The 17,623-nt window shown below is 34.8% G+C and carries 15 protein-coding genes; 4 read left to right on the top strand and 11 right to left on the bottom strand.

The window, feature by feature from the left end; translation table 11 throughout:
- Positions 1–763: 763 nt before the first annotated feature.
- On the bottom strand, positions 764–1,558 hold the full coding sequence (locus Q0845_RS02765) for a DUF2797 domain-containing protein (protein WP_298508749.1): 795 nt from the start codon (positions 1,556–1,558) through the stop codon (positions 764–766).
- Positions 1,559–1,692: 134 nt separating this feature from the next.
- Here Q0845_RS02765 and Q0845_RS02760 point away from each other — a divergent pair, with 134 nt between their 5' ends.
- Positions 1,693–3,207 (top strand): GH3 auxin-responsive promoter family protein, encoded by a 1,515-nt coding sequence (locus tag Q0845_RS02760; protein ID WP_298508747.1) that lies wholly within the window; start codon positions 1,693–1,695, stop codon positions 3,205–3,207.
- A gap of 193 nt (positions 3,208–3,400) precedes the next feature.
- Positions 3,401–5,032, top strand: coding sequence for an OmpA family protein (locus tag Q0845_RS02755; RefSeq protein WP_298508744.1), 1,632 nt, complete (start codon positions 3,401–3,403; stop codon positions 5,030–5,032).
- 60 nt (positions 5,033–5,092) lie between these two features.
- Here Q0845_RS02755 and Q0845_RS02750 read toward each other — a convergent pair whose 3' ends face one another.
- The 10 genes from Q0845_RS02750 to Q0845_RS02705 form a co-directional block, all read right to left on the bottom strand.
- A complete protein-coding gene (locus tag Q0845_RS02750; protein ID WP_298508742.1) occupies positions 5,093–5,635 on the bottom strand; it encodes a hypothetical protein in 543 nt (180 codons plus the stop codon).
- Between the two features lie 155 nt (positions 5,636–5,790).
- The gene (locus tag Q0845_RS02745; protein ID WP_298508739.1) at positions 5,791–7,047 is read right to left on the bottom strand and encodes a serine hydrolase; all 1,257 of its coding nucleotides are present in this window, start codon (positions 7,045–7,047) and stop codon (positions 5,791–5,793) included.
- Positions 7,048–7,165: 118 nt separating this feature from the next.
- The gene (locus Q0845_RS02740; protein WP_298508736.1) at positions 7,166–7,975 is read right to left on the bottom strand and encodes a LytTR family DNA-binding domain-containing protein; all 810 of its coding nucleotides are present in this window, start codon (positions 7,973–7,975) and stop codon (positions 7,166–7,168) included.
- A 10-nt stretch (positions 7,976–7,985) separates the two neighbouring features.
- Positions 7,986–9,218, bottom strand: a complete 1,233-nt coding sequence (gene clpX, locus Q0845_RS02735; RefSeq protein WP_298508734.1) for an ATP-dependent Clp protease ATP-binding subunit ClpX — start codon at positions 9,216–9,218, stop codon at positions 7,986–7,988.
- Positions 9,219–9,247: 29 nt separating this feature from the next.
- Positions 9,248–9,940 carry an ATP-dependent Clp endopeptidase proteolytic subunit ClpP gene (gene clpP, locus Q0845_RS02730; RefSeq protein ID WP_298508768.1) on the bottom strand — a complete coding sequence of 231 codons (693 nt, stop codon included), beginning with the start codon at positions 9,938–9,940 and terminating at the stop codon, positions 9,248–9,250.
- 82 nt (positions 9,941–10,022) lie between these two features.
- A complete protein-coding gene (gene tig / locus Q0845_RS02725) occupies positions 10,023–11,348 on the bottom strand; it encodes a trigger factor (RefSeq protein WP_298508731.1) in 1,326 nt (441 codons plus the stop codon).
- Positions 11,349–11,566: 218 nt separating this feature from the next.
- A complete protein-coding gene (locus Q0845_RS02720; RefSeq protein ID WP_298508727.1) occupies positions 11,567–13,081 on the bottom strand; it encodes a G-D-S-L family lipolytic protein in 1,515 nt (504 codons plus the stop codon).
- 19 nt (positions 13,082–13,100) lie between these two features.
- Entirely contained in the window at positions 13,101–14,354 is a 1,254-nt protein-coding gene (locus Q0845_RS02715) for an OmpP1/FadL family transporter (RefSeq protein WP_298508725.1), read from the bottom strand.
- 128 nt (positions 14,355–14,482) lie between these two features.
- The gene (locus Q0845_RS02710; RefSeq protein ID WP_298508722.1) at positions 14,483–15,253 is read right to left on the bottom strand and encodes an alpha/beta fold hydrolase; all 771 of its coding nucleotides are present in this window, start codon (positions 15,251–15,253) and stop codon (positions 14,483–14,485) included.
- Positions 15,250–15,969: a pyridoxine 5'-phosphate synthase gene (locus Q0845_RS02705; protein WP_298508720.1), complete on the bottom strand. Its 720-nt coding sequence runs from the start codon at positions 15,967–15,969 to the stop codon at positions 15,250–15,252. The genes Q0845_RS02710 and Q0845_RS02705 overlap by 4 nt, the downstream gene beginning before the upstream one ends.
- A 94-nt stretch (positions 15,970–16,063) precedes the next feature.
- Between Q0845_RS02705 and Q0845_RS02700 the strand changes: the two genes are divergently transcribed.
- Entirely contained in the window at positions 16,064–16,720 is a 657-nt protein-coding gene (locus Q0845_RS02700; protein ID WP_298508717.1) for an acetoin utilization protein acuB, read from the top strand.
- 3 nt (positions 16,721–16,723) lie between these two features.
- Positions 16,724–17,608, top strand: a complete 885-nt coding sequence (locus Q0845_RS02695; RefSeq protein WP_298508714.1) for an NAD kinase — start codon at positions 16,724–16,726, stop codon at positions 17,606–17,608.
- The last annotated feature ends 15 nt before the right edge of the window (positions 17,609–17,623 follow it).

Here is a 17,623-nt window from a genome sequence, read left to right as displayed (position 1 = left end):
AGAACGCAGCATTTGTGACAATTATTTACACAAAAAAGTAACCGAAAAATCATTCGTGAATTCGTGACAAACTTTTTTGAAGTATTCAGAATCTAGTAGTGAGTATTGAGACACTTCAAAATCAAAGTAGCTCTCGATACAAAATCTTTCCAAGATCTCACTCGATCAGACGTTTCTAGCTCAGAATTAAATATCTTTTAAGAACGCAGCATTTGTGACAATTATTTACACAAAAAAGTAACCGAAAAATCATTCGTGAATTCGTGACAAACTTTATAGAAGTAGTGAGAATCTAGTAGTGAGTAGTGAGACACTTCAAAAGCAAAGCAGCTCTCGATACAAAATATTTCCAAGACTTCACTCGATCAGACGTTTCTAGTTCAGAATTAAATATCTTTCAAGAACGCAGCATTTGTGACAATTATTTACACAAAAAAATAACCAAAAAATCATTCATGAATTCGTGACAAACTTTTTAGAAGTAGTGAGAACTTAGTCTTGAGTAGTGAGACACTTCAAAATCAAAGTAGCTCTCGATACAAAATCTTTCCAAGATCTCACTCGATCAGACGTTTCTAGCTCAGAATTAAATATCTTTCAAGAACGCAGCATTTGTGACAATTATTTATACAAAAAAAGTAACCGAAAAATCATTCGTGAATTCGTGACAAACTTTTTAGAAGTAGTGAGAATCTAGTAGTGAGTAATGAGACGTTTCAAAAGCATCAAATTGACAAATCAACAAAAAAACGAATAAACAAAATCAAGAAATCCCCAAACGCACCACCAAACCTTCATTTCCACGCACATTAAAAACAGTATTATCTTCAAAAATTAAATACTGTCCTTTGATTCCTTTAAGTACACCTTCATAACTTGGCGTTTTGCTAAGATTTAAACTTTTTACTTTTTCAGGATACGAAAGCACTGGAAAATCGAGTTCTACTACTTCCCTATTTTGCAAATAATAATCTTGCGCTTCTTCTGGAATATATTGTTGTAACTCTTCTTTCTTGGCTAACAAATCTGCATCTTCATTTAAATTTTGCAGCATTTTTCGCCAATTCGTTTTATCGGAAACATGCGCTTTCAAAGCAACTTCCGTAATTCCTGCCAAATATCGATTAGGCACTTCAACAATTTCTACAGCTTTTACAGCTCCTTGATCAATCCAACGCGTCGGAACTTGTGGTTTACGAGTCACACCAACTTTCACTTCACTAGACAATGCCAAATACACAATATGTGGTTGCAATTGTACCTTTTTCTCATACTCCAAATCGCGATCTTCAATTCCTAAATGTGCCGTACTTAATTCTGGACGCATAATCCAATCGCCAGCCACTGGAATCTCAAAAAAACAGCTTTTACAAAATCCCTGACGGTAAATTTGCTTGTTTAAGTGACAATTTAAGCACTCAAATTCTTCAAAATCTAAGCGAAGTGTTTTTGTAAGTAATTGATTCATATTCAGGAAATCATCTTCAAAATTTAGGTAATATTGAATCGGATTTCCGAACTCAGTTTGCATTTTTGTTAAAACACCTTTGTACATCATTAAAGATTTTTGCTATTTTTATTCACTTAAACTATGCTTACATCGAAAGAAAAGCGTCAACGAAAGTAACAAACTTTTTGCGAGTAGCCATATTTTAACAACTAAAATCACAACCGAATAACCTAAGATACACCATGCCGATACCATTAGTAAATTCTATCGCTTCTTGGTTTTTGAAAAAGCGCATCTCTCAGATTGAGCACTTTTTGAAAAACCCAAATGAAGTTCAGTTAGAGCTGCTGATGAACTTATTGAGTACTGCGAAAAAAACAGAAATCGGAGAGCAATATGAATTTGCTACGATTACTGATTACAAAACATTTTCTGAACGAATTCCTGTAACTACCTATGAAGATATTCAAGGAATGATAGAACGTGCTCGCCGAGGAGAATCGAATATTTTTTGGCCAAAACCCATTAAATGGTTTGCCAAATCGAGTGGAACTACGAATGCAAAAAGTAAATTTATTCCCGTAAGTGATGTTTCATTAGAACATTGTCATTATGCAGCCAGCAAAGACTTGTTGTGCATGTATTTAAACAACAATCCTGGCGCACAATTATTTAACGGAAAAAGTTTACGCTTGGGCGGAAGCAAAGAATTGTACGAACAAAACGGAACTTATTACGGTGATTTATCTGCCATTTTGATTGATAATTTACCGCTTTGGGCAGAATTTAGCAGTACACCAAGTAGCAAAGTATCGCTTATGGGCGATTGGGAAGTTAAGATTGATGCAATCATTAAAGAAACTTTACGCGAAAACGTGACTAGTTTGGCTGGTGTTCCATCATGGATGTTGGTATTAATGAATGAAGTTTTAGAACAAACTCAAAAAGCAAATTTGTTTGAAGTTTGGCCGAATCTAGAAGCATATTTTCACGGTGGTGTAAGTTTTGCTCCATACGAAGAGCAATACCGCAATTTGTTGCCAAGTGACAAATTTAAATATTACGAAATTTACAATGCTTCTGAAGGTTTCTTCGCGATTCAAGATCGAAATGATTCTGATGAATTATTATTAATGCTCGATTATGGAATTTTTTACGAGTTCATTCCTATGGACACTTTTCATACACCTGATCAGAAAGTAATTCCGTTATCGGACGTGGAAGTAGATCAAAACTACGCTGTCGTCATTACCACCAATGGTGGTTTGTGGCGTTATATGATTGGTGATACTATTCGTTTTACTTCTGTTGATCCTTATCGTGTAAAAGTTACTGGAAGAACCAAACATCATATTAATGTATTTGGTGAAGAGTTAATTATTGAAAATGCTGAAGATGCATTACGTCGCGTTTGTGCTGCTACAAAATCCAAAATTGTAGAATACACGGCTGGACCTATTTTTATGCACGATGGTGAAAAAGGTGCGCACGAATGGATTATAGAATTTAAAAAAGCACCTGAAAATATCGGAGAATTTGCATTCCTTTTGGATGAAGCGCTTCAAAATATTAATTCCGATTACGAAGCAAAGCGTTTTAATAATATGACTTTAAATAGTTTAAAATTAAATATAGCACGTCCCGGATTATTTTATGATTGGCTCAAAAAGAAGGACAAACTTGGCGGTCAACACAAAATTCCTAGACTGTCAAATCAGCGTTTATATTTGGACGAATTACTCGCAATGAACTCATAAGTCTACCCTTTCTAAATCAAGGAAATAGCCCTTTTTATAGGGGAAAATACCTGGTTTTTTTCCTGTAGTTTCAGCTTTTCATACTCCTTATCGGATATTCATGTCATTTATCTAAAAAAATGTAAGTATCTGAAATGCCGCTTTATCTTTACGTTATCAGATTATTAACAATAGTACAATACCAAATTTTAAAATGAGAAAGTTTACACCAACGGTGCTAGTTCTTACAGCACTGTTCACAGTAACTTTCGCAACTGCACAAGGGCCAGAGGCAGAAGCGATTGAGACTAGTGAAACCTACACAAATGTAGCAGCAAAAAGCATGGAAAACCGAGCGATCAAAGCTTTGGATCCAAACGGATACATGTACGAATTCAAAAATCTTAACATTAACACAAAATACTCAGAGCATGCAACTGCATTCTTTAGAGATAAAGTGATTGTTTCTTCTGCAAAAAAAATTGGGGCATTTTTTGGAAAGAAAGACAAGAACACTAATACAGGATTTCACAACTTATACTGTGGAGATTTAAATCAAAAAGGAGACATCAAAAACTTAGTGAATTTTTCTAGAGCTATCAACACTAGAGAAAATCATGAAGGTTCAGTTGCATTAAATGATGCGCAAAATGTTGTTTTCTTTACAAGAAGTGTTGAAGAAAACGGTCAGCATAACTTAAAAATCTTCCGAGGAGAAATGCCAGAATACCAATGGACAAATTTTGAAATGCTTCCTTTTAATGTAGAAGGATACGCAATCGAAAATCCAGTATTATCTCCAGATAACAAAACAATTTACTTTTCATCTAACATGCCAGGTTCAAAAGGTGGATATGATATCTTCTCAGTTACTATTAACGAAGACGGATCGTACTCAGCACCAAAGAACTTAGGAAGTGAGATCAACACACACAAAGACGAAAGATTTCCATACATCATGGGAGACAACAGTGCTTTATATTTCTCTTCTAACGGACATTATAACTTAGGTGGTTTGGATGTTTTTGAAAGTAAAATTATCAACGGAAAATTCAATTTCCCTGTAAACATGGGAAGTTCTTTAAATAGTACAGAAGATGATTTTGGATTCATGATGGATCAAACAAATTCTGGTTTCTTTACTTCTAACCGTGCAGGTGGAAAAGGTGGAAACGATATCTACTATTTTAAGAGAGTAAAAACTACACAAGTTTTACAAGGAACAATTGTAGATTATAAAACAAACATGATTTTACCAAATGCTACGGTAACGATAGTTGATGCGTACGGTCGTATTGTTGACAAAATTACAACAGATGATAAAGGAATTTTTACAACAACTATAATTCCTTACAACTCATATACTTTAAATGCTTCTAAAGATGGTTTCATCGCAACAGAAGAAGAATTTGAATCATTTAGAGGAGACGATTACAAGCACCAGTTGACAATTAAATTGCCACAAGCTAAAGCTGAAATCGTAGTAGAAGAAGAAAAAATGATGATCAAAATTGAAAACATCTATTTTGATTACAACAAATGGATTCTTAAAAACGAATCTACATTATCTTTAAACAAGATTGTAGAAGTTATGAATGAGAACCCAGAAATGACAATTGAAATCAACGCGCACACTGACAACAGAGGTAGAGCAAATTACAACACGAAGTTATCTAACAAGAGAGCTTCTGCTGCAAGAAACTATCTATTATCTAAAGGAGTAGATGCTAGCCGTGTGATTTCTAATGGATATGGAGAATCACAACCTTTAGAGGATTGTGGATCAAAGTGTACAGAGGCGCAACACGAGACGAACCGTAGAATCGAGTTCATTATCGTGGAGTAATTGTAAATAATACTGATATTGCCCAAAAAGGAACGCGTTTGCGTTCCTTTTTTTATTTGGTTAAGATTCGTTTTTAATTTTCCGAAAGAGCTCTTCATCAAAAAATACGCTGATATGATCTTTCATATTTACAGCTTTTCCATCTACCATTTCTAATGCTGAAATGATTACTTTTTTATTGTCTTCAAATACTATAATCACATCTTGCGGATAATAGTGTTTTTCTTTTCTCTCTAAAAAACTCCAATAAGACCAACTTACGTGAATGCTTTTAATTGCTTTTCCTTTCAAGAGTTTCCAATATGACGTATTCGCTACATCATATTTATTAAATGAATCTATAGAAGCAAATTCCTTCAAGATATCTCCTTTCTCAAACTTCACATCAAACTGTGTAAATTCTTGTCCCCAAATAAAATAATATTGCTTATTTTCATTCGTAACAATTTCAATCCCAAAATCTAAGCTATGGTGTGTCTTTTCATCCCATAGAGGCTCATCATATTTTAACTCATAATAATTTACTTGCATGATCGATTTCCCTAATAAATCATGAAGCTTCTCTTCATAGCTTTTAATTTGAATTTCTTGTACTATTTTCAACTGTGATTTAATTTTTTTAAAGTAGATTGATAGTATCAAATGACACTATACTATAAAACTATAAATTGTTTTTCACTTGATTAGATTGTTTTAAAACAAAAAAAGCCCTTTTTACAGGACTTTTAAAATAGTTATGATTAATGATCATTAATTTTTTACAATGAGCTTGGCTGCGGTTTCCTTTTTTGCAACATTTTCTTGTATCTTCCATTCCCTACATAAGTATAAATTAATTCTGAAAGATAGAATTTGTTATGCCTCCAATAATCCCCTAAACGTACCACAATGATATTTTCGGTTGGATTTACATATACATGCTGCCCAAGGATTCCTAGTGCATTGTAATCGTCTCCTTGAAAGTAAGACACATACTTGCCGTTTTTTAGCTTTTTCGTTCGTAGAAACTGCTTATTGTTAGCTTTTGCATACGCTTCACCTTCATCTTCTGTCTCAAAAACTTCATAATGCGAACTTGTCCACCATTTATTTTTGTAGCCATAATGACTTCTGATCTTTTTTCCGCTATCCGTTTTAGCAACCCAAGCTTCTGGAACGATTTGAACTCCATTGTATTTTCCGCCATTTAAGTACAATCTTCCTAACTTTGCAAAGTCTTCTGCTGTAGCATTTAAACAACAGAATGATTTTACCATTTTGTTACGCTCACTATCTACCGTCCAAGTAGCATCAGATTTCATACCAAGAGGTTTCCAGAGTTTTTCAGACAAGTATTCTTCCAATGGCATTTGCGTCACACGTTCTAAGATCACACCTAATACTTGCGTATCAATACTTCGGTAATTAAAACGTCCTGGCGCTTCTTCAATTGTCATTCCGTGCGTAACTTTTGTACGAATGTTGGTTCCGTAATATAAACGTGCCATTCCTGTAAATGGATTTAAGACTGGATATTCGTCAAATTTGATTCCGCTTTGCATGTCTAGCAAGTGTCTTACCGTGATTTTAGCAAAATCCTTGTCTTGCTTCAACAATTCTGGCAAGTAGATTGTAATCGGCTCATTTTCATTAATCAGACCTTCTCCTTGTGCAATTCCTACCAAAGCGGACACAAACGACTTTGCTACCGAAAAGGAAGTTAACAGCGAGTTTTCATTATATTCATTAAAATACTTCTCGTAAATAATAGTATCGTTCTTAATGACCATAAAAGCATTGGTATTACTTCCTTGCAATGTTTCATCTAAAAAAGAAGCTAATTCTGTATCTGTTTTGGCTGCAAACATAAATGCATCTGCTCCTTTTTCTACAGGAACACTTGGTTGCCATTCATGATCTGTAACATCTGCTTGCCCATGCGCAATAGATCTGTACACCATGGTACAACTTTCACAATAAAATGCTGTGATTACCACGATTATTAAGGCTGAAATTTTAAGTATTGACTTTTTCATATCGAACTATTTTAATTGTTTTGACAGTTCAATATTCTGACATTTCCCCAGTGTTTACAACTATTTGTGGCGAATGAATCGATTTGAGTGGTGAAAATTTTCCGCTATGGCGAACGGTTTATTCTGCGGGATTAATGAATTTTTCAACCAACGCTTTTTTATACGTTTTGGAAACCGGAACTTCTGTAATTCCAGGTTTTAAAATTAGAATTGTTTGTGAAGATTCTCGCTTCCATTCCAAAAAATGAATTGGATTGATCAAAAATGAACGATGTGTTTTTAATAAGAATGGAAACTCTTTTTGCAAGACTGATATCTTGTTTCGAAAGAGTTCATTTTTTAATTCTCCTGCTAACAGATAGCACACTTTTACATAATTGTTTGCCGATTCGATATAGACCAATTCAGATTCCTTGATATGTAATACTTCTGCTTTGTTTTCTCCTTTAATGACAATCGTAGCTTCTTTGGATTCAGTATTGGTTTCTGCAACCGTTTTATCTCCCATCATCCAACGTAAAAAAATCATCACAGGAAGAATGAGAAACATAGTAGGAATTACTCGTTGCGAAAAGAAGAAACCAAATTCATAGGTATTCGGTTCGTTTGGCAGCAATATAAACTTGAAGAATAGATAGCTGGTTATTCCTGATAAGACTAGCAACGAAATAATCAATCCGATTTCATGCAACCAACTCCACGATTTGCGAATCGCATATAAAAGATGTTGCACCGGAATTAGCAATGTATATGTAAGCACACCAACAACACTGTAACCAAACGACGCAAAAGCACGTTCGTTAGGTCGCAATTGATACATGTCAAATGGCTCTACAAAGTAGAGAAATAAAAACAACCAAAGTCCAATAAAAAATCCAATCAATAACTGTTTCGGTATTGATTGGATATAAAAATTTTGTATTTGCATTATCGCTGTTTTATGATACTGCTTTCAATTTTTTAATTGCTACTTTCGATAGCTTTTTCTCCGCATAAGGTTTCGTGATTTTGAGTTCTTTTTCATCCGATCCTGGCAAATCAAACATTGCATCGGTTAGGATGGTTTCACATAAAGAACGCAATCCACGCGCACCTAATTTATACTGAATTGCTTTTTCTACAATAAATTCCAACGCACCTTCTGAGATATCAAACTCAATATTATCCATCGCGAATAATTTTTTGTATTGTTTGATGATCGCATTTTTAGGCTCTGTTAAAATAGCACGCAATGTATTTGCATCCAATGGATTCATGTGCGTCAACACAGGCAAACGACCAATAATTTCCGGAATTAATCCAAAATCTTTTAAGTCTTTCGGAATGATGTATTGCAACAAGTTATCAGTATCGATAGCTTCTTCATCTTTAGAAGCACTGTATCCAACTGCCTGCATGTTCAATCTGCGTGTAATAACTCTATCAATACCATCAAAAGCTCCACCTGCAATGAATAAGATATTTTCTGTATTCACTTCGATGAATTTTTGATCCGGATGTTTTCTTCCTCCTTTTGGCGGAACATTTACAACAGTTCCTTCCAAGAGTTTCAACAATGCTTGCTGCACGCCTTCTCCAGAAACATCTCGTGTAATCGATGGATTGTCACTTTTACGCGCAATTTTATCTATTTCATCAATAAATACAATTCCACGCTCCGCTTTTTCCAAGTTATAATCTGCTGCTTGCAACAAACGTGTTAGGATACTTTCTACATCTTCTCCAACATAACCAGCTTCCGTTAATACTGTAGCATCTACAATAGCTAACGGAACATTGAGCATACGCGCAATGGTTTTTGCCATTAAGGTTTTTCCGGTTCCCGTTTGTCCAACCATGATGATATTACTTTTTTGAATTTCAATATCATCATTTGTTGGTGCTTGTAACAATCGTTTGTAGTGATTGTATACAGCAACTGACATTACTTTTTTTGTAGCGCCTTGTCCGATAATAAACTCATCCAAAAAGGCTTTAATTTGTTTTGGTTTACGAAGCACCAATTCAGACGACAATTCATCATTGCTTGACTGTTTTGATTCTTCGAGAACAATCCCGTGGGCTTGCTCAATACATCTGTCGCAGATATGTGCATCCAAACCAGCAATCAATAAATTGGTTTCTGGTTTTTTTCTACCACAGAATGAACATTCTAATTCTTCTTTCGCCATTATTCCTTGTTGTTGACTTGTACAGAGACTTATTCTCTTACAAGTATTTCATCAATCATTCCGTATTCTTTAGCTTTATCAGCTTTCATCCAGTAATCTCTATCTGAGTCTTCGTATACTTTTTCATACGATTGTCCTGAATGTTTTGAAATGATTTTATATAATTCTTCTTTTAATATTAAAATTTCTCTAGCAGTAATTTCAATGTCACTCGCTTGTCCTTGCGCGCCACCTAATGGTTGGTGAATCATTACACGTGAGTGTGTTAATCCAGAACGTTTTCCTGCTTGTCCTGCACATAGTAAAACTGCTCCCATAGAAGCTGCCATTCCTGTACAGATTGTCGCTACATCTGGTTTGATAAACTGCATGGTATCATAAATTCCTAAACCTGCATATACGCCTCCTCCAGGAGAATTGATATAGATTTGAATGTCTTTCGACGAATCTACACTTTCCATGAATAATAATTGCGCTTGTACAATGTTGGCAACTTGGTCGTCAATTCCTGTTCCTAAGAATATAATTCTGTCCATCATTAAACGAGAAAATACATCCATTTGTGCAACATTCATTTGACGCTCTTCAATAATGTAAGGCGTCATTCCTACTGGGTTTGTAAACGTTGATGGAGACATACGACTTACAATTTTGTCGTAATACATATTATTGATACCGTGATGTTTAGTCGCGTATTTATGAAATTCTTTTTTATAGTTCATTTCTTGTCTTGGTATTTTTTTGATTAAAAAAGGCGTTAAAATCATTTTTTTAACGCCTTAAATATAAGTATTTTATTTCTTACTAGCTATCTCCGTATACTTCTTTAACGAAGTTTTCGTAAGTAACTTCTTTCGTTTCTAGCTTTGCCTTTTCTTTGAAAAGATCTAATAATTTTTGACTTAACAATTGATCTGTTAATCTACGAACTTCTTCTTGGTTTGATAAAATTCGAGCAGCAATGCCTTCCAATTCTTCATCACTAGGATTCATTTGTCCAAATTGTGCCATTTGCACTTTGATCATTTGCTTTGCAAATTCTTTCAAATCTTCGAACTCAACTTTTACTTCATTGTCTTTTACCAATCTGTCTTGGATTAATTGGTAACGCAATCCTTTTTCAGATTTTGTGTATTCTTCTTCAGCTTGCTCTGGCGTTAATTCTTGCTCACCTGCAGATTGAATCCACTTTTTTAAGAAGTCAGCTGGTAAATCAAATTTTGTATTTTCAATTAAACCTTCTGTTACATCATTTAATAAACGTTGATCAGATTGTTGCACAAATTGTCTTTCTGCATCTTCTTTGATTTTCGCTTTTGCTTCTTCTAATGAAGCTACATTTCCTTCTCCGAATAACTTGTCAAACAATTCTTGGTTCAATTCTGCCAATTCTCTTGTGTTTGCTTCGTTGATTTTGAAAGAAACTTCAATATCTAAATCATGTGCATCATCATGAGCAACTTTTAAGAAGTTCATTAAATCATGATCGTCATTGAATAATCCTTTTGTTTTTAAAGTTAATGTTTCACCAACTTTAGTTCCAACAAATTTATTTAGGTTTCTTTTTCCTTTGATTTTATCTAGACTGAATGTAGCGTTGTTTTCAATCTCTTTTTCTTCATTAGAAAAGATTCCTGTTACTTCAGATTCTTCTGTAATTTCGTCTTGACTGATCAATTTTCCATATTGCTTACGAATGTTCTCTACTTGTCCATCGATCATTTTTTCATCAGCAACAATATTGTATTGTGTGATTGCATTTTCTTGTAAGTCAACATTAAATTCTGGCGCTAAGCCTAATTCAAATTCAAAAGAAAAAGATTCTGCATCCCAGTCAAACTCTTCTTGCATTCTTGGCAATGGATTTCCAAGAATATCTAATTTTTCTTCTACTAAGTATTTATTTAAGCCTTCTTGTAAAAGTTTGTTTACCTCATCAACTAATACTGCTTTTCCATACTGTTTCTTTACCAATCCTAAAGGAACATGTCCTTTTCTAAATCCTGGAATGTTTGCAGTTTTTTTATAATCAGTTAAGATTTTAGCCACTTTATCATTGTAATCTTCCTTTTCAATGTTTACTGTAACCACCGCATTAAGCGCATCTATATTTTCTCTTGTTATATTCATCTTCTTATTTGTGATATGAAAATTGGGTTGCAAAAGTACATTATTTTTAAAAGCGAATCAAGTTTTTAAACAATTGTGTATCAGTTTATTTTTACTGCAATTACAGAAACTTCACTACAGATTCTTTTTTTCAATTAAAATTCATTTCGTTTGAAACTTTTACACATAAAAAAAGCACCGATTTCTCAGTGCTTTTCTAGATATATTTTTTAAAAATCTTAGTTCGTTGGAACTACGGTAACTCCTGGATAATATCCTGCAGTTACTCGTGGTACGTTTGCACCATATTTTTCATTGATTACTCGGATAAATTCATCTGCTACGATAGCATATCCTCTAGAGTTTGGATGTACACCATCTAAAGAGAATACTGCCGTAGATACTGCATCACTAGAACCATCAAAATAGTTGTTTGTATAAATTTGCCCATCAGCAGTACGTAAACCAGAAACTAATTCTTCTAATTTCACAGCCATATCTACTACTGCTAAATCATTTGCTGCTGCAATAGCCACAATCGTATTGTTGTATGCTGTTCTAGCATTTCTTACCAATTGAATTTCTGTAGCAGTTAATACCCAATTATCAGCTAAAGGCACTCCAACTCCATTTATAGAAGCAGGATTTCCTGGTTCTGCAAAGGTTCCAATGAATCCTAAAGATGGTAATACCATTAAATCATCTGCCGTTGCCATTCTATAGCTTGGAATTCCAGATCCCGTAAGATTTGTTAAGTCTTCATCAACTATAACTACTGCATTTTGACCTGCAGAGAACGAAATTGTTCTTCGTGCCGCTTCATCTGCTGTAATTAAACCATTTGCTGCTGCAAATTGCAATCCTCCATTATACAATGCATAACCACCATTAGCAAGCGCTGCAGTTTGTGCATCCATTGGAATTGGGTTGTAAGGAACTGTTGTAAAGTATGGAATAGATGTTACATCTGGCAAAGTAGCTACAGCACCTTTTGCTCCGTTAGCCGTTAAAGCATCTATTAAACCTTGGTATGTAAATGCAAATACACCTGGATCTGTAATATCATTGAAACCATACGATAATACATTAGGGTTTCCTGTTCTATCTACTCCTGTTCCTCCAGAAGTTGCAAACGATAAGATATCATTGTTTCCAATCCATAATGCAAAGAATGTAGGATTTAACGAAACCGCATCTCCAATTACCGTAGCATTTGGCGTTGTTGCATGACGTACATAATAAGGGTTTGCTGCTCCAATAGCTAAGTTATCAATATTACCATATCCTGGCGCTCCTAAATGGAACGATTTTGCTCCTGGAACTCCCATATTATTGTATGCCGTAGCTTGTAAGCTTGATACTTCGGCAGTTGGTGCTACATTTAAGTTCTCTGGTCTTCCTTGACTTGCGTCGATTACCAAACGTGTATCAAATCCTGGCAATGGGTTTCCAGCTAATAAAAATCCTCCTGTATCATTTACATCATCCGCATATGATGGTTGTGTAAAGGTTCCTCCACCTGCTAGAGCAAATTTCTCTGCCATGATGTTTGGAAATGAGTTTTGTTGTCCGCTTCTAAACACGGTTCCGTCTTGGAAACCTGCTGTTAATGAATTTCCAACGGCAACAAACGTAGTAAAATCTGCCGATCCACTACTATACGTTCCGCTTTCGTCAATTGGATTATCGAATTCTGGTTCACAAGCAAATAATCCTAACGCTAATACTGCTAAATATTTTATATTATTTTTCATCTTTTTCTGCTCTTTGATATTATAATTTGTACGACACTCCAATTCCTGCTACTAAAGCATTCGATTTGTATTCTCCTCCAAAAGTCAATTTTTGACCTGCTTCTACAAAATGATCGTACGAGTTGTCCACTTCATTTGAATGTACATATAATACAGAGGCATCAATTGCCCATCTACTGTTTAGGTTATATGAGAAACCAGCTGTAAAGTTTACTGAATCTGGTCTTGGTGTTTCTGGCGCGAAGAATCCATCTCTAATTGGAGATTCATCATAGTAAAAACCTGCTCTAACAGTTACTTTTTGCGTAGCATCGTACTGCGCTCCAATTTTATAGATCGATGAGTTTTTGTAGTTTCTTGGGTTTCTAGATAATCCTGCCGAATTAAAGAACTGAACATCTAATGATTTGTACGCATCCCAAAATGTTCTTGTATAATCGAAAGCAACTAACCATTTGTCTGCTGGCTTAAAAGAAGCTCCGAAAGTTAATTCTGCTGGCAAAGGCAAAGATGCTGTAAAGTCTCCATCAGGGAAACCTGGCGCTAATGCTCCTGGCAAGTTTTCAAAATCTGCCGTTCCATCTCCACGTTCTACGTCCATGTCAATTTTTGAACGATAGTTAAATCCTAAATTGATGTCTTCTGTTGGACGAAACATAGCTCCTACAGAATATCCCCAAGCGTTGATTCCTGAAGCATCAATAGTTACATTGGAACGATTTCCTGCTTCATCTGTTAAACTTCTTGATAAGTTTCTATTAAAGTTTACAGCTCCAGACACATAAATTGGTCCACCACCAATACTTAATTTATCAGAAATTTTAATTGCCAATGTTGGCTGTACAAAAATTGCCGATAATTCAATTTGGTTTACTAAATGTGATCCATCCCAATCTGTTGGCCACTCTACCCTACTTCCGTAAGGTGTATAGACTGCTAAACCTGCAGATAACCAATCGTTAATTTTATAAGCACCATATGCATAAAACGGAGTTCCAACTGGATTATCTGCTTCTGCCGAATATCCGAACTCTCTGTTTTGATACGATGTATTTGAAAGCACAACTGCTGCTCCCAGTGATACGTTAAGCTCTCCATCTAAATATACCAAACCTGCAGGATTGAAAAATGCTGATTCCGCACTTGTTACGACTGCAACTCCCGTATGTCCCATTGCCAATTGCTTATGACCCTGTACTCCGACTCTATATCCTCCAGCATACACTACCGAAGCCGAAAACGCGATGGTCAGTACCAATAATAGTTTCTTCATAATAAATAAAAATTGTTGATTTAAGGTTAATTTTTTGTAAAATCAGAGCTTCAAAATTAGTATAAATTATGATAAATACAAGGATTAAACGAATTTATTATGCATTCATAGTAAATTTAAAGCGATTCTTAAGAATTCAAAAAAAGCAAGGATTTTTCAAAAAATTCTTTCGGATTTTCAGCATGTAGCCAATGCCCTGCATTTGATATTTCTTGGATCGTAGCTTTCGGAAAATGTTGTTGTATTATTTTTTCATCACCTGTTAGAATATACTCTGATTTATCTCCTTTTAAGAACAAGGTTTCTTTTTCATAAATCGAAAAACTAGAAAGTGGCTCTCCGACTTCTTCTACGTTTTCAATTAATGATTTTAAGTTGATACGTAAGCCTAAAGTCTTATCTGCTTGCCAATATAAATTTTTGAGTAAGAATTGACGCGTTCCAAATTCATGTACATATTGCTCCATAATCTCTTCTGCCGCACTTCTACTGGTCAGTGTTTCTTGCTCAATGGCAGCTAACCCAGCTAATATTTGCTCGTGATGTGTTGGATAAAATTTTGGCCCAATATCTACAATGATGAGTTTATCTAGCATTTCTGGATAATTCACAGCAAATAGCATAGCTGTTTTTCCACCCATAGAATGCCCTATTAATGAAATATGTTCCAAATTGTAATGATCGCAATATCGTTTTAAATCTTCCGCAAGGAGATCATAGTCAAATTCATCTGAATGAAAACTACGTCCATGATTTCGCTGATCAATTAAATGTGCCTGAAAACCTGAAGCCGCAAATTTCTTTCCGAGCGTTTTCCAGTTATCGGACATTCCCAAGAAACCATGTAAAATTAATAAGGGTTTGCCTTCGTCTCCAATGACATTAGAATGTAAAATCATGACTTTAATTTATTGAGATACATATTGACAACATTTTCAACTCCTAAGTATAAAGACTCAGAAATTAACGCATGTCCAATAGAAACTTCTAACAATCCTGGAATTTCTTTGGCGAAGAAAGCAATGTTATCTAGACTTAAATCGTGACCAGCATTTACACCAATTCCCAATTCGTTAGATCGTACCGCGCAATCAACATAAGGTTGAATCGCTTTTGTATTTCCCAAACTGTATTGATGTGCAAACTCTTCTGTGTACAATTCAATACGATCGGTTCCTACTGCTTTGGCGCCATCAATCATTTCTAATACAGGATCGACAAATATTGACGTACGGATTCCGTTGTTTTTGAATTCGGAAATCACTTCCGTTAAAAAATCTTTATGCTTGATCGTATCCCAACCCGCATTTGAAGTAATGGCATCTACCGCATCTGGCACCAAGGTCACCTGTGTAGGTTTTACTTCTAGGACTAAATCCATGAACTTTTGAATTGGATTTCCTTCTATATTATATTCTGTGTGCACAATTGGTTTTAAATCACGAGCATCTTGGTAACGAATATGACGCTCGTCTGGTCGAGGATGAATGGTAATTCCTTCTGCACCATATTCCTGTACATCTTTTGCAAATTTTATCAAATTAGGAACATCGCCACCTCGAGAGTTTCGCAACGTAGCTATTTTATTAATGTTCACACTTAGTTTCGTTGTCATTGCGCTATATTTTTAAACTGAGCACAAAAATACAAACTTAGCATGCTTAGAAGTAGTAATTTTTAATTAATTTGCGCACTTAATCTTTTGTTCTATGAATATTGCACAATATATATTGAATGATGTGAAACCATTGTCTATTAATGATGCTGTAAAAGAAGCTCAACTGGTTTTTAATCAACTTACTTTTTCACACATTCCCATTTCAGATAATGGCGTGTATTTAGGATGTTTGTCTGAGACAGATTCACATTGTTTTGAAGGCGACAAACTAATTAGTGAATGTCGTTATGCACTAGAACAGTTTTTTGTACGCAAACAAACCAATTGGATTGACGTCTTGGAAGCGTTTGCTCAAAACTCGTCGAATATTATGCCTATTTTGAATGAAAAGAACGATTATGTAGGTTATTATGAATTGAATGATATCATTAGTATCTTCAACGATACACCTTTTTTACACGAGTTAGGAAGTGTATTGGTTGTTGAAAAAGGAATTAAAGATTATTCTTTTAGTGAAATCAGTCAAATTGTAGAATCGAACAATGCACGTTTGCTAGGCGCATTTATTTCAAAGGTAGAGCGCGATGTTGTACAAGTAACTTTAAAGTTGAATAATGCAGGCTTGAACGAAATTGTACAGTCATTTAGAAGATATAGTTATAATATTGTCTCTGAATTTGCAGAAGATACGTATATGCAAAATTTAAAAGAACGCTCAGAATATTTAGATAAATACTTGAATATTTAGATCATGAAGATTGGTATTTACGGTCAATTTTACCACAAAAACTCAGGTGAGTATATTAGCTATTTGTTGCAAAACTTACAACAATATGGTGTCGATATTTATATTGAAAAAAAATACTACGACATTTTTTCAGCGAAAATTCAAGTTACAGAAACCTACAAAACGTTTGAATCTTATACTGATTTAGACGACTCATTTGATTTGTTTTTCAGCATTGGTGGCGATGGAACTATTTTAAGAACCATTACACTTGTGCAAGATTTAAACATTCCTATTATAGGAATCAATACGGGAAGACTCGGTTTTTTAGCAACCATTCAAAAAGAAGAAATTCAGGAAGCCATTGCTAAAATTGTTGAAAAAAAATATACAATTGTTGAGCGTAGTGTCCTCGCTGTAGAAACATCTCCTACCAATGAAGACATTGTTGACATGAATTTTGCTTTAAACGAAGTTACGGTGGCACGAAAAGACACCACTTCTATGATTACAGTAAGAACACATTTGAATGATGAATATTTAACGTCGTATTGGGCAGATGGTTTAATTGTAGCAACACCGACAGGTTCTACAGGATATTCCTTAAGTTGTGGCGGACCTGTAATTACACCAAATAACAATAATTTTGTGTTGACACCAATAGCGCCACATAACTTAAACGCACGACCGTTGGTAATTCCTGATCATACAACCATCCGATTGGAAGTTTCTGGTCGTGAAGACAAACACCTCATTTCTTTAGATTCTCGCATCGCAACAGTTAATATAAACAGCATAATTACCATAAAAAAAGCACCATTTAATGTGAAGCTTGTAGAACTTGAAGGGCAGAGTTTCTTAAAGACACTCCGCAAAAAACTTCTTTGGGGCGAAGATAAACGAAATTAAGAGCAATAAAATCCT

The organism is uncultured Kordia sp. (assembly GCF_947489565.1).
GTDB lineage: Bacteria > Bacteroidota > Bacteroidia > Flavobacteriales > Flavobacteriaceae > Kordia.
This window is presented reverse-complemented; position numbering and strand designations above follow the sequence as displayed.

What these genes read in the sequence shown, in the direction of transcription:
- Q0845_RS02755 (WP_298508744.1), top strand. Translation starts at nt 3,401, where the DNA reads ATGAGAAAGTTTACACCAACGGTGCTAGTTCTTACAGCACTGTTCACA.
- clpP (WP_298508768.1), bottom strand. Translation starts at nt 9,940, where the DNA reads ATGAACTATAAAAAAGAATTTCATAAATACGCGACTAAACATCACGGT.
- tig (WP_298508731.1), bottom strand. Translation starts at nt 11,348, where the DNA reads ATGAATATAACAAGAGAAAATATAGATGCGCTTAATGCGGTGGTTACA.
- Q0845_RS02695 (WP_298508714.1), top strand. Translation starts at nt 16,724, where the DNA reads ATGAAGATTGGTATTTACGGTCAATTTTACCACAAAAACTCAGGTGAG.
- Q0845_RS02705 (WP_298508720.1), bottom strand. Translation starts at nt 15,969, where the DNA reads ATGACAACGAAACTAAGTGTGAACATTAATAAAATAGCTACGTTGCGA.
- Q0845_RS02745 (WP_298508739.1), bottom strand. Translation starts at nt 7,047, where the DNA reads ATGAAAAAGTCAATACTTAAAATTTCAGCCTTAATAATCGTGGTAATC.
- Q0845_RS02715 (WP_298508725.1), bottom strand. Translation starts at nt 14,354, where the DNA reads ATGAAGAAACTATTATTGGTACTGACCATCGCGTTTTCGGCTTCGGTA.
- Q0845_RS02710 (WP_298508722.1), bottom strand. Translation starts at nt 15,253, where the DNA reads ATGATTTTACATTCTAATGTCATTGGAGACGAAGGCAAACCCTTATTA.
- Q0845_RS02740 (WP_298508736.1), bottom strand. Translation starts at nt 7,975, where the DNA reads ATGCAAATACAAAATTTTTATATCCAATCAATACCGAAACAGTTATTG.
- Q0845_RS02760 (WP_298508747.1), top strand. Translation starts at nt 1,693, where the DNA reads ATGCCGATACCATTAGTAAATTCTATCGCTTCTTGGTTTTTGAAAAAG.
- Q0845_RS02765 (WP_298508749.1), bottom strand. Translation starts at nt 1,558, where the DNA reads ATGATGTACAAAGGTGTTTTAACAAAAATGCAAACTGAGTTCGGAAAT.
- clpX (WP_298508734.1), bottom strand. Translation starts at nt 9,218, where the DNA reads ATGGCGAAAGAAGAATTAGAATGTTCATTCTGTGGTAGAAAAAAACCA.
- Q0845_RS02700 (WP_298508717.1), top strand. Translation starts at nt 16,064, where the DNA reads ATGAATATTGCACAATATATATTGAATGATGTGAAACCATTGTCTATT.
- Q0845_RS02720 (WP_298508727.1), bottom strand. Translation starts at nt 13,081, where the DNA reads ATGAAAAATAATATAAAATATTTAGCAGTATTAGCGTTAGGATTATTT.